General features: G+C 72.4%; 9 protein-coding genes. 3 read left to right on the forward strand and 6 right to left on the reverse strand.

Annotated elements, in window-relative coordinates; all coding sequences use genetic code 11:
* Positions 1-10 precede the first annotated feature (10 nt).
* Entirely contained in the window at positions 11-874 is an 864-nt protein-coding gene (rfbA, locus tag HUN59_RS07705) for a glucose-1-phosphate thymidylyltransferase RfbA (protein WP_058741225.1), read from the forward strand.
* Complete coding sequence (locus HUN59_RS07710; protein ID WP_174778019.1) at positions 874-2,862, forward strand: CgeB family protein; 1,989 nt, start codon at positions 874-876, stop codon at positions 2,860-2,862. The genes rfbA and HUN59_RS07710 overlap by 1 nt, the downstream gene beginning before the upstream one ends.
* A 62-nt stretch (positions 2,863-2,924) precedes the next feature.
* On the opposite strand, the gene HUN59_RS07715 is transcribed toward HUN59_RS07710, so the two are convergent.
* The 6 genes from HUN59_RS07715 to HUN59_RS07740 form a co-directional block, all read right to left on the reverse strand.
* Positions 2,925-4,070, reverse strand: coding sequence for a glycosyltransferase family 2 protein (locus HUN59_RS07715; protein WP_174778020.1), 1,146 nt, complete (start codon positions 4,068-4,070; stop codon positions 2,925-2,927).
* Between the two features lie 53 nt (positions 4,071-4,123).
* Entirely contained in the window at positions 4,124-4,999 is an 876-nt protein-coding gene (locus tag HUN59_RS07720; RefSeq protein ID WP_174778021.1) for a glycosyltransferase family 2 protein, read from the reverse strand.
* The gene (locus tag HUN59_RS07725) at positions 4,996-6,138 is read right to left on the reverse strand and encodes a glycosyltransferase family 4 protein (protein WP_174778022.1); all 1,143 of its coding nucleotides are present in this window, start codon (positions 6,136-6,138) and stop codon (positions 4,996-4,998) included. The genes HUN59_RS07720 and HUN59_RS07725 overlap by 4 nt, the downstream gene beginning before the upstream one ends.
* Positions 6,139-6,140: 2 nt before the next feature.
* Positions 6,141-7,382, reverse strand: a complete 1,242-nt coding sequence (locus HUN59_RS07730; RefSeq protein ID WP_174778023.1) for an ABC transporter ATP-binding protein — start codon at positions 7,380-7,382, stop codon at positions 6,141-6,143.
* A 4-nt stretch (positions 7,383-7,386) separates the two neighbouring features.
* Positions 7,387-8,283 (reverse strand): ABC transporter permease, encoded by an 897-nt coding sequence (locus tag HUN59_RS07735; protein WP_241490127.1) that lies wholly within the window; start codon positions 8,281-8,283, stop codon positions 7,387-7,389.
* Positions 8,284-8,352: 69 nt separating this feature from the next.
* Positions 8,353-10,899, reverse strand: a complete 2,547-nt coding sequence (locus HUN59_RS07740; RefSeq protein WP_217483632.1) for a glycosyltransferase — start codon at positions 10,897-10,899, stop codon at positions 8,353-8,355.
* Between the two features lie 142 nt (positions 10,900-11,041).
* Between HUN59_RS07740 and HUN59_RS19370 the strand changes: the two genes are divergently transcribed.
* The gene (locus HUN59_RS19370; protein WP_217483633.1) at positions 11,042-12,070 is read left to right on the forward strand and encodes a glycosyltransferase family 2 protein; all 1,029 of its coding nucleotides are present in this window, start codon (positions 11,042-11,044) and stop codon (positions 12,068-12,070) included.
* Positions 12,071-12,151 lie beyond the last annotated feature (81 nt).

Consider the following 12,151-nt stretch of genomic DNA (forward strand, 5'->3'; position numbering starts at 1 on the left):
GGGGAGCTCGATGAAGGGCATCATCCTGGCCGGCGGTTCCGGCACGCGCCTCTGGCCGATCACCAAGGGCATCAGCAAGCAGCTCATGCCGATCTACGACAAGCCGATGGTCTACTACCCGCTGTCGACCCTGATGATGGCGGGCATCCGCGAGGTCCTCGTCATCACGACCCCGGAGTACAACGACCAGTTCCGCGCCCTGCTCGGCGACGGGTCGTCCCTCGGCATGGACATCCAGTACGCCGTGCAGCCGAGCCCGGACGGCCTGGCGCAGGCGTTCGTCATCGGCGAGGAGTTCATCGGCGACGACAGCGTCGCGCTCGTCCTCGGCGACAACATCTTCCACGGCACGGGTCTCGGCACGAACCTCCGGAAGAACACCGAGGTCGACGGCGCGACGATCTTCGCGTACCACGTCGCCGACCCGAAGGCGTACGGCGTGGTCGAGTTCGACGACTCCTTCACGGCGGTCTCCATCGAGGAGAAGCCCGAGCACCCGAAGTCGAACTACGCCGTCCCCGGCCTGTACTTCTACGACAACTCGGTCATCGAGATCGCGAAGACCATCGAGCCGAGCGCCCGTGGCGAGCTCGAGATCTCGACGGTCAACGAGCGCTACCTCGACGCCGGCAAGCTCGGTGTGCAGGTCCTCGACCGCGGCACCGCCTGGCTCGACACCGGCACGTTCGAGTCGATGATGCAGGCCTCCGAGTACGTCAAGGTGATCGAGGACCGTCAGGGCTTCAAGATCGGCTGCATCGAGGAGATCGCCTGGCGCAACGGCTGGATCGACGACGCGCAGCTCGCCGACCTCGCCGCGCCGCTCGTCAAGGGCGGCTACGGGGTGTACCTGCAGAACCTCCTGCAGGACTGATGCCGCGCACCGGGCTCGGCCGGCTGTTCGGCCGGCCCGGAGCGTCGCAGCGACCCGGCGGCGGCAGCTCGGCGCCTGACCGGACCACGGCTCCCGACGCGACCACGAGCGGGCCGCACCCGGACGCCGGAGCCGCCCCGCGCCTCCCGGTCGACACGACGTTCCCGGACCCGACCGCCGCGCCGGCACCGACCGCCGACGGCTTCGACGTCGTCGTCACCGTCGCCGAGTCCGCGTTCCGCTCCGGCGCGCACCGGCCGGCCGTCGACGGTGCGGCCGCAGCCGGCGCGCGCACGGTCGTCGTCAGCGTCCACGACGTGCACGCCGGCCCGACGAGCACCTACCCGCCGGTCGAGGCCGGTCCGGACCACCTGGTAGCCCGCGCGACGGTCGCGGCGACGTGGGGCGGTGCGGTCGCGGCCGCCCGGCCGCTCCTGACGAGCGCCGTCACGGTGGTGCAGGACGCGTCGATCGCGCTGCCGGCGGACGGCTGGCAGCGGTTGGTGGCGGCCGTCGGGACCCCCACCGACGACGGCCGGGAGGCACGGGTCGCCGTGGCCGTCGTCCGGACCGCCGACGACGTGGTCGCGAGCGCGGGCGCGGTGCTCGTCCGCGGGACGGCTCCCGTCGCGGCGCTGCTGCGCGGTCACCCGGCGGAGGACGCCGAGGTGCTCGCCGGAGTCACGGTGTTCGCGGCCGACGAGCCGTGCTTCGCGGTCCGCACCGCGGACCTGGCGGCGCCCGTGCCGACCGTCGACACACGGACCGCCGTCGCGCGGCTGACGCGCGACACCGCGGACGGCGCCGGTGGCGACTGCGTCGTGGTGCCGCTGGGTCGGGTGTACCGCACTGGTGCGCTCCGGGAGCGGCGCTACGACGGCGACGCGGCGGACGCCCTGGCGGTGTGGCGCGGCCGGCGGGACGACTCCGCGACGACCGCCCTGTCCCGGCTCGGCCTCGTCCCGGGCACGGGGGCGGCCGACGTCGCCGGCGCGCCGGTGGCCCTGCGCGAGCCCGTCGTGCGGGCGGAGCGCGGACCGGAGCGGATCGCGCTCGTCGACCGGGGCGAACGACTGCGCTGGTCCGTCCGCATCGCCGCGCACCCCGGACCCCGGGGCGACGACTGGGGCGACACGTTCTTCGCACGCGACCTCGCGGCGGCGCTCCGCGGGCTCGGTCAGGAGGTCGTCGTCGACCACCGCGAGTCCCACGTCCGCCCCGCGTCCGAGCACCTCGACGACGTCGCCCTGACCCTGCGCGGGCTCGACGACACCCCCGCACACCCGACGGCGACCAACGTCCTGTGGGTCATCTCGCACCCGGACCTCGTCACGCCGGCCGAGCTCGCCCGGTACGACCTCCGCTTCGCCGCCGGTCCGGTCTGGGCCGAGCGCACGGCCGCGACCACGGGCCTCGCCGTCGCGCCGCTGCTGCAGGCGACCGACCCGGCACGCTTCCACCCGGGGCCGGTCGACCCCGAGCACGCCGGACTCGACGTCGCGTTCGTGGGCAAGACCCGCGCGGTGTTCCGACCCGTGGTGCGGGACGCGGTGGACGCCGGTCTCGACCTGGCGGTGTGGGGCGAGGGCTGGGAGGGGCTGCTGCCGGACGGCGTGCACCGCGGGGTGTTCGTACCGAACGACGCGCTGCCCGCGCTCTACCGCAGCGCCCGGGTGGTGCTCAACGACCACTGGGACGACATGGCCCGCGACGGGTTCGTCTCGAACCGGCTGTTCGACGCGGCGGCTTCGGGTGCACTTGTCGTCACCGACGCGGTGCCGGGCGTCGAGGAGCTCTTCCACGGCGCGGTGCGGACGTACGGCTCGGTGGACGAGCTCCGTCGGACGGCGCAGCAGGGGGAGTCGACCTCGGCGGCCGAGCGAGCGGAACGCGGCGCGCGGATCGGCGCCGAGCACTCGTTCGCGGCGCGGGCTGCCGTCCTGCTCGACGCCGTGCGCCGGCAGCGGGGCGTGGCCGGAAGGCCGTAGCACCCCGGCTCTCGCCGGTGATGCTGGTGTCGCTGCCGGTGCCGGTGCCGGTGCCGTCGGCGCTACCGCCGCCGCAGACGGCGTGCCACCTCGCCGGCGCGGTCCGCGAGCCGGACCACCCGGCGGGCGTGCATCGCGGCGAGCTCGGTGTCCCGCGCACCGACCTCGCGGACGGCCTGGTCCGCCCGGTCGCGTTCGAACTGCACGGTGGCGCGGAGCGTGTCCGCCGTGGCCCCGCCCGAGCGGACGGCGTCCTCGAGCGCCTCGATGCGGTCGTCGCGTCGGACGATCGCGCGACCGAGGGCCTGGAGGCGGTGGAAGGCGTCCAACGGCACGAGGGGGTCCGCCGCGGTGTCGACCGCGAGGGACTCAGCGCGGCGCAGGACCTCTGCGATGCCGTCGTCCCGCGTGTACGGGCCCGCCGTGGCGTCTTCGTCGGTCACGAACCGGAGCGCGAAGGTGGCCTCGAGGACGCCCTCCTGCAGCCGTCGGTAGTCGCGCATCCCGTGGTGGCGCGGACTCGGGGTGAGGTCCGGGTTCGCCTCGTAGGCCCGGCCGCTGACGTCGACCCGGTGCTCGTACTGTGCCCAGGAACGCCACGGCAGGTGCAGGACCTCGAGACGCAGGGCCGGGGGCACCGGTGCACCGTTCGCGACGCTGACCTGGTGGTTGCCCTGCACGACGACCACGTCCGGGTCACCGACGTGCACGGCGTTGGTCGACGGCGGTGCGATGAGCCCCACGGCGTGCAGCTCGTCGAGCGACCGCTCGTCCCGCCAGTGCAGACGGTCGATGCCGGCACCGGAGGTGGCCATCGGTCCGGTCATGTTGACGACCGGCACGGTGAAGGCTCCGATCGCCGGGTCGAGCTGCTCGAACACCTGCCGGACGGTCAGCGACCGGTCCACGGGGAGCACGAACTCGTCGGCGTCGGCGTTGACGACCCAGTCCGCGTGGTGGACCGCCGACGCGTCCCGCGCCATGCCGGTGACGACGGTGCCCTGCTGCTTCCGGTGCACGGGGTCGTGGCGCAGGTCGACGGTGACGTCGTCCCGATCCGCGAAGGCGGCGAGGAGCTCCGCGGTGCCGTCGACGGACCCGTTGTCGGTGATGACGAAGACGTCGAAGCCCTGGGCGACGTGGTGGTCGAGCCATGCGGGGAGGACGTCCGCTTCGTCGCGGACCATCAGGGTGACGGCGAGGATCATGCGGGGACTCCGGTTCGGGGGAGGAGTGCGGGAGGACGGCCGACTGTACCGCGTCAGCGGGTGTGCGTGAGGTGGGCGCGCAGGGCCAGCGCGACCCGGAGCGCCAGGCGCAGCGGCCACAGCCACCAGGCCCGGTACTTCCGCGCGAGGAAGCGGTAGGCGCTCTCGTGGTGGGCCCGACGCATGCGCTCCGAGGACCCCTGCGTGGCGGTCCCGCCGACGTGGGTGGCCGTGGCGGCGGGCTCGTACACGTTGCGGAGCCCGAGGTGGCCGACGCGCCAGCCGAGGTCGACGTCCTCGAAGTACATGAAGTAGCCCTCGTCGAAGCCGCCGAGTCGCTCGAAGACGTCTCGGCGCACGAGCACGCACGCCCCGGAGAGCCACCCGGCGTCACGGCGCAGGTCCTGCTCGCCCTCCTGTCGGTAGCGCTTGGTCCAGGGGTTGCCCGGCCAGAGGTTCGCGAAGAGCGCGTGGCCGAGGCCGGTCCGGAGCGACGGCACGAGCCGGGCCGAGGGGTAGACCTCGCCCGTCGGCTCGAGCACCTTGGGTCCCACCGCGCCGATCGTCGGGTCCGCGGCGGCGGTCGCGATCAACCGGTCCAGCGCGCCGGCGCCGAGGACGACGTCCGGGTTCGACACGAGCAACCAGCGGACGTCCGGCTCGAGGGTCGCGACCGCGCGGTTCACGGCGGCGCCGTACCCGCGGTTCTCGCCGAGCTCCAGGAAGCGCGCGCCGGCGGCCTCGGTCACGGCGCGCAGGCCGTCCGCGTCGGTGGAGTCGTTGTCCGCGACGACGACCTCGACGGGAGCGCTGCTCGCGGCCGGGGTCGACGCCAGGAAGGGCGGCAGGACGTCGTGCGAGTTGTACGAGACGGTGACGATCGCGGCCCGCCCAAGCCCGCCACTGCCGGCTGTGGCGTCGGCGTTCATGCGGCCACCCCGGTCGCGTAGACGCCGAGGTGCACGCGGGCGCAAGCCGCCCACGTGAAGCCCGCGGCGCGGGCGGCGGCACGGTCACGACGGGCCGTGCGGGCGGGGCCGTCCGGGTCGTCGGCGAGCAGGGCGGCGAGGTCCGCACGGATCGGGCCGGCGTCGGGCTCGGTGTACGTCACCGCGTCCCCGCCGACCTCCGGGATCGCCAGCCGACGGGTGGTGAGGACGTCTGCCCGGCACGCCATCGCCTCGAGCACCGGGAGCCCGAAGCCCTCGGCCGTGCTCGGGTACACGACGACGCGGGCGCCGCCGAGGAACGCGCGGAGCTCCTCGAGCGGGAGGTAGCCCAGGTACCGCAGCGCCGCGCCTGGGCGGTCGCCCGCGGTGCGGAGTTCCCGCACGGCGGTGTCGTCCCAGCCGAGGCCGCCCGCGATGAGGAGCGGCGGCACGTCGGCGTCGCCGAGCGCGCGGTGGGCCGCGATGAGCTCGGGGACCCGCTTGCGCGGCTCGACCGTGCCGAGGAACGCGATCCAGTCGTCCCCGGCACCGAGTCCGTGCGCGTCGCGGAACGCGGTCACCTCGGCGGGGGAGGGCGCGTGGAACACGGCCGCGTCGACCCCGAGGTGCGCGACGGCGGTCGGCCGCCGGACGGTCCCCGCGAGCCGGTCGAGCTCGGCGACGGTCGCGGCGCTCGGTGCGACCGTCGCGCGGGCGAACCGGCGGGCGAGTCGGGTCCAGGCCCGGAAGAACGCGACCTTGGTGCGCGCGTGCGCGGCCGGGTCGCTGAAGAACGTCGCGTCGTGCAGGGTGACGACCGTCCGGGAGGCACGGATCACCGGGAACGTGTAGTGCGGGCTGTGCAGGGTGGTCGCCCCGACCCGGCGGAGCAGCGCCGGCAGGCCGGTCTGCTCCCAGACCAGCCGGGCCGGGCGGCGCGCCGTCCAGCCCGGCGCCTGGTGGTAGCGGTGCTCGGGTGCGAGGGCGCGGAGCCACGCGAGGTCGGTGCCCTTGACGACGACGTCGACCGTGCTGCCGGCCTCCTGCAGTCCGGTGAGGAGTCCGGAGATGTACCGCGCCACCCCGCCGCGGTTCGGCGGGATCGACGTCGCGTCGACCAGCACCGGCAGGTGCTGCAACGTCAGGCCCCGATCTGGCGTTCGGTGGTCTTCGTCCAGGCGATGCCGGACTGGGTGTCCTCGTCCTGGACCACGAAGCGGGCGGCCTCGCGCTCGATGACGATGTGCTCGCCGTTCGGCTTCGCCAGGAACACGTGCACGAAGTACTGGCCACCGCCGAGCCGCAGGTCGGAGAGGCGCCACTCGACCGTGGCCGTGCCGCGGAGCGGGTCGTGCCGGACCTGGGTCTGGCGGCTGTCGATGCCGAACGCCGGGTGACCGAGGTGGTTCTCGATCTTGATCCCGGCGCGCCACTCGGGCAGGACGTCCTTGTGCGAGAACGTCGCACGCACGACGAGGTCGTCGCCGTGGTGGTGCTCGGCGCCGGGCGCGCGGCCGGGGATCTCGAGCTCGACGCGCTCGACCTTGGCGGGGTTCGCGTCCTCCTCCGGGTGCGCGGCCTCGGCCTCGGCGACGCGGCGGCCCTCGAGGATCTCGCGGAAGTTCTTCACCGCGAGACGCGCGGAGCCCTGGAACTTCACCTCGCCGTGGTGCAGCACGACGGCGGAGTCGCAGAGTTCCTGGACCTGGCCGAGCGAGTGCGACACGAGGATGATCGTGCGGCCCTGCTCCTGGAACTCGCGGATCTTGTCGAGGCACTTCTTCTGGAACTGCTCGTCACCGACCGCCAGGACCTCGTCGACGAGGAGCACGTCGGGGTCGGTGTTGATCGCGACCGCGAACGCGAGTCGGACGTACATGCCCGACGAGTAGAATTTCACCTGGGTGTCGATGAAGTCGCCGATCCCGGAGAACTGCAGGATGTCGGCGAACCGGGCCTCGGTCTCCTCCTGCGTCTGGCCGAGGATCGCAGCGTTCAGGTAGACGTTCTCGCGCCCGGTCAGGTCCGGGTGGAAGCCCGCGCCGAGCTCGATGAGGGCGGCGAGGCGACCGCGGCGCTCCACCGAGCCGCTGGTGGGCTCGAGGATGCCGCCGATCGTCTTGAGCAGCGTCGACTTGCCGGAGCCGTTCGGACCGAGCAGCCCGATCGTGGTGCCGGCGGGGATGTCGAGGCTGATGTCCTTGAGCGCCCAGAAGTCCTCGCTGTGGCGACGACCGGCGCGGCCCAGCGTGACGACGCGCTCCTTGAGCGAGTTGTCCTTGCGGATCGTGAACCGCTTCGACACGTTCCGCACGGTCACGACGTCGGGGGCGTCGGCGAAGGGGGAGCGGGTCTCCTGGTCGATCTCGTTGTCGATGCTCATCGGATCAGATCTCCTGGGCGAAGTTGCCCTGCAGCTTGGCGAACACGCGCTGGCACACGAGGAGCGCGACCAGGCCGACGACGGCGGCGACCGCCATCCGGACCAGCAGGTGCGACGGGTACTCCGAGTCGGCACCGGCGGTCCAGAACGCGCGGTGGATGCCGAGGACGGCCAGGGTGATCGGGTTGGACGTGTAGATCGAGAGCAGCCACTCCGGCGCGCGGGTGGCGACCATCTGCCAGCTGTAGACGATCGGTGACGCCCACATGAGCAGGAGCACGAGGACCTCGACGAGGTACTGCATGTCACGCAGGTAGACGTTCAGCGCCGCGAGCAGCAGGGCGAGGGCGGTCGCCCAGATCAGGATGACCGCGACCGACGGCAGGAAGTAGAGCAGGTCGAGGCGGACCCAGGCGAAGCCGCTCTGCAGGATCGCGGCGGCGATCAGGACGACGAGCTGCACGCCGAAGTTGAACAGCGCGGCTCCGACGCTCGCGAGCGGGTAGATCTCGCGCGGCAGGTAGATCTTCTTGATCAGGCCCGCGTTGCCCACGATCGACGCCGTCCCCGCGGCGACGATCTCGCTGAACAGGCCGTAGAGCGTCAGGCCTGAGAACACGTAGATCGCGAACTCCGGGATGTTCCGGGACGCGCCGAGGATCTCACCGAGGACGAAGAAGTAGATCGCCAGCTGCACGAGCGGACGGATGAGCGTCCACGCGAAGCCGAGCGCGCTGTCCTTGTACCGCGACTTGAGGTCGCGACGGATCAGCAGGTCGAGGAGCTGCCGGTGCGCGAGGATCTCGCGCAGCGACCCGATGACGGCGGTGGCCGGGCGACCGGCCGGGACCATCTGCTCCTGCCGGAGGCGCTCGAACCGCTCGGTGACGATGTTGCTCAAAGGGGGTCCTTACGTTCGACGCGGGCGACGGACAACTGTACATCGGCGACCAGGGGCGGCCGCCGGGCGTCAGCGCCCGTTCTTGCTCTCGCGCATCAGGCGGGTGCGGTTCTGCACCTTGTCGCGCAGCCCGGAGACACCGTTCTCCCGCAGGTACCAGGCCGCGAGCCGGGCGTCGCGGACGAGACCGTGGCGGCTGTTCGCGATCTGGTGGAACTGCAGCTCACGGGCCCGTGCGGGGCTGAGCTGCACGCGCGGGCGGCCCGCTGCCGCGACGGAGCCGGCCGGGACGGCGGCCTCGTGCGCGCGGTCCGCGGCGACGTGCGGGTCCTTGCAGAACTCGACGAGGGGGGCGAGGGCACGCTCCCACGTGAAGTCCTCGCGGACCCGGCTCACGGCGGCGCGGGCGGCAGCGGCGGCTTCGGGGTCGTACAGCATCGACTCGAGCGCTGCAGCGAGTCCGTCGACGTCCCGCTCCTTCACGGCGACGCCCATGCCCTCGGCCGCGACGAGGTCGCCGAAGCTGTCGCCGTCGGTCGTGACGATCGGCAGGTTCGCCCACATGTAGTCGAGGATGCGGGTGCGGAACGAGAACGTCGTCTCGATGTGCGCGAAGTGCGTGCTGACGCCGGCGTCGGCCTCGAGCAGGTAGTTCTGCCGGTCGTCCAGCGCCACCCACTGCTCGTTGAAGAAGACGTGCTTGTTCGTCAGGCCCAGGTGGTCGCTGATGCGGCGGGTCTCGGCGACGATCGCCATCTCCGGCACGTCGGGGTTCGGGTGCGCGACGCCGAGGAAGAACAGGCGGATGTCGTCGTGCGTCTCGGCGACCTTGGCCACCGCACGGACGAGCGACGGGGTGTCGAACCAGTTGTAGATGCCACCGCCCCAGATGACGACCTTGTCGTCCTCGCCGATGCCGGGGGTCACGCCGCGGATCGCCTTGCGCTCGTGCTTCGGCGGCGTCGAGTCCATGCCGAACGGCGCGATCGCGATGAGCTTCTCGAGGTTGTCGTCGGCCAGGTAGTTGTCCGGGTTGACACGACCGACGGCGGCCAGCTGTCCGAGCCAGAACAGGCGCTGACGCTCCGAGGCGCAGAGGAAGAAGTCGCCGCGCTCGAGCTGGCGGTTGATGACCTCGGTGGTCGAGGTGACCTGGTTGCGCCAGCCGACGTCGCCGTTGTCGCGCGCCTGCTCGAGCTGCTCGAGGTGCATCGGGTCGTACAGGTCGACGACCATGGTCTTGTTCGAGTTCTGCAGCGTCTGGAAGTGGTGCAGCGCGTAGCCCTGGAAGAAGATGACGTCTGCCCACTCCTCGTGCTCGCGCATCGTGCGCTCGTGCTGGAGCGGCACGCGGGAGACCTCGAAGGCGTCGGACTTGCGGTTCGCGACGTTCCAGGTCACCAGGCGGACGTCGTTGTGCGGGGCGAGTGCCTCGGCGATCTTCCACGCGCGCATGCCCGGGCCGGCCATCTTCTCGCCGAGCGCGTCGCCGGTGATGATGAGGACCTTCGTGCGGTGCATCGGCTGCTCGACGTCGAATGCCTCGATGATGGCCTGGTAGCCCTCGAGGAAGTAGCCGTCCTCGAACAGCGGCTTGAAGGCGTCGCCGAACAGGCGGAAGACCTCCTTGTCGGAGCGCACGCGCTGCGACTGGATCCGGCGGCGCTCCTCGCCGAGGCGGGGGAGGTCCGCGACGAACTGGTCGAGGGCGTAGAGACCGGCGACGGCCTCCTTCGACATCGGCGTCGTCGGGTCGAACTCGTCCGGCGCACCGGTGAAGCGACGGATGTCGAACTCCTCCGAGTCGCGGCCGCTCTTCGCGACGGCACGACGGGCGAGCAGCGCGAGGGCCGCGGGCAGGAAGGTCCCGAGGTTCTCGTCGGACAGGTTCTTGTAGAGCAGGTGCAGGGCGTTCCGCTCGAGCAGGTACATCTCGCGGTGGTCGCCGAACGACTTCATCGAGCCGTGGTGCTTGTGGAAGACGACCGAGCGCGGGGCGAACCGCACGCGGTAGCCGAGCAGGTTGAGGCGCCAGCCCAGGTCCACGTCGTCGTAGAACATGAACAGGCCCTCGTCGAAGCCGCCGACCTCGAGGAACACCTCGCGGCGGACGAACAGCGCGGAGCCGGTGCCGAACAGCAGGTCCTGCGGGGTGTCGAAGCGGCCGTCGTCGATCTCGGTGACGTGCGCCTTGTAGCCCATGCCGAACCAGCTCAGGCCGGACTCGACGAAGTCGATCGCCTTGCCGTCCCAGTCGAGCACCTTGCTCGCGACCGCGGCGACCCGGGGGCTCGGGGCGAAGCCCGCCATGCCCTCCTTGATCCAGTTCACGTCGGGCTTCGCGTCGTTGTTGAGGAACGCCACGACGTCGCCGGACGCCTCGCGCGCGCCGAGGTTGCTCCCGCCGGTGAAGCCGAGGTTCTCCGCGGAGACCACGATCTTCACGTTCTTCCGGCTGCCGAGCTCGGCGCGCAGGCGCTGCTCGCTGTCGTCCCCGGAGCCGTTCTCGACGACGACGATCTCGAGCCGGTCCGCCGGCCAGTCGACCTCGGTCAGGCGCGCGATGCACTCGAGGGTGTCGTCGGTCCCGCGGAAGTTGATGACGACGACGGACACGCGAGGCGCTGATGTGGACACGGACGGATCTCCATACGTCGGCTGGTGGGGTCGGCCCGGGAGCTCGTGGGACTGCCCCGGAAGGCGGCACCACTGTACCGGACGTGGTCCGGGTCCTCCGGCGACCTGGGACACTGGCCCCGTGGACGTCTCCGTGGTCATCGTCGACTGGCACCAGCCCGAACTCACCCGCCGTGCCGTCCGGTCCGTGCTCTCGCAGCGCGTCGACGCGTCGGTCGAGGTGGTCCTCGTCGTGAACGAGGCCGACGACGACACAGTCGCGGCGTACCGCGCCGACCTGCCGGGTGTGACGGTCGTCGCCGAACGGACCAACGCCGGGTTCGCCGGCGGGGTCGCCCGCGGCATCGCGGCGGCGTCGGGGGAGACCGTCGTGCTCCTCAACAACGACGCGGTCGCCGACCACGGGTTCCTCGACCGCGGGCTCGCGGTGCTCGCCGCCGGTGGCCCGACCGTCGCGGCGGTCGCCGCGACCGCCGTGCTCGAGGGCCGCTTCGTCCGGACGCCGGCCGACGCGCCGCGCTCGGCCACGGACCTCGTCGCCCGGGACGGCGCCCGCTGGCACCGAGCCGAGGTGGGCGAGACCCTGGTGAACGGCACGGGGGTCGTGCTCGACCGGTCCGGCAACGGGCGGGACCGCGACTGGTTGCGGCCCGTGGACGACGCGCCCGAGCACGCACCGCTCTTCGGCTTCTCCGGCGGGGCCGTGTTCCTGCGCCGCGGACCCCTCGACGAGGTCGGCGGCTTCGACGAGCCTGTTCATGTCTACGAGGACCTCGACGTCGCGTGGCGACTCCGCCTCGCCGGGTACGACGTCCGCTCCGCACCCGACGCCGTCGTCGTGCACCGGCACGCGGCGAGCTCGGCCAGCGACGGTCCGCTCGTGCGGACCCAGAGCATGCGGAACCGTCTGCTCGTCGTCGTCCGCAACGGCTCCCGCCGGCTCGTCACCCGCGTCGTGCTGCGCACGCTGGTGCGGCTGGTCCTGGACCTGGTCCGACCGTCCGGCGCGCAGCTCACGCCTGCCGCGTGGCGGGGGATCGTCCTGGAGGCCCCTGCCGCCCTCCGGCACGCGCGTCGCCTCCGCCGTGGCGACGCGGTGGGCGAGGCGGCGCGTCGCGCCGTCGAGCGGCTGCTCGACCCGACAGGATGAGCCGTCGCCTGCACAGATGCACAGGCGACCAGGTCGGCCACGGATGCCGACCTGACGGGCGTGCACCGTGCCTCCCGTTCG

Source organism: Curtobacterium sp. Csp2, from assembly GCF_013347165.1.

What these genes read in the sequence shown, in the direction of transcription:
- rfbA (WP_058741225.1), top strand. Translation starts at nt 11, where the DNA reads ATGAAGGGCATCATCCTGGCCGGCGGTTCCGGCACGCGCCTCTGGCCG.
- HUN59_RS07710 (WP_174778019.1), top strand. Translation starts at nt 874, where the DNA reads ATGCCGCGCACCGGGCTCGGCCGGCTGTTCGGCCGGCCCGGAGCGTCG.
- HUN59_RS07715 (WP_174778020.1), bottom strand. Translation starts at nt 4,070, where the DNA reads ATGATCCTCGCCGTCACCCTGATGGTCCGCGACGAAGCGGACGTCCTC.
- HUN59_RS07720 (WP_174778021.1), bottom strand. Translation starts at nt 4,999, where the DNA reads ATGAACGCCGACGCCACAGCCGGCAGTGGCGGGCTTGGGCGGGCCGCG.
- HUN59_RS07730 (WP_174778023.1), bottom strand. Translation starts at nt 7,382, where the DNA reads ATGAGCATCGACAACGAGATCGACCAGGAGACCCGCTCCCCCTTCGCC.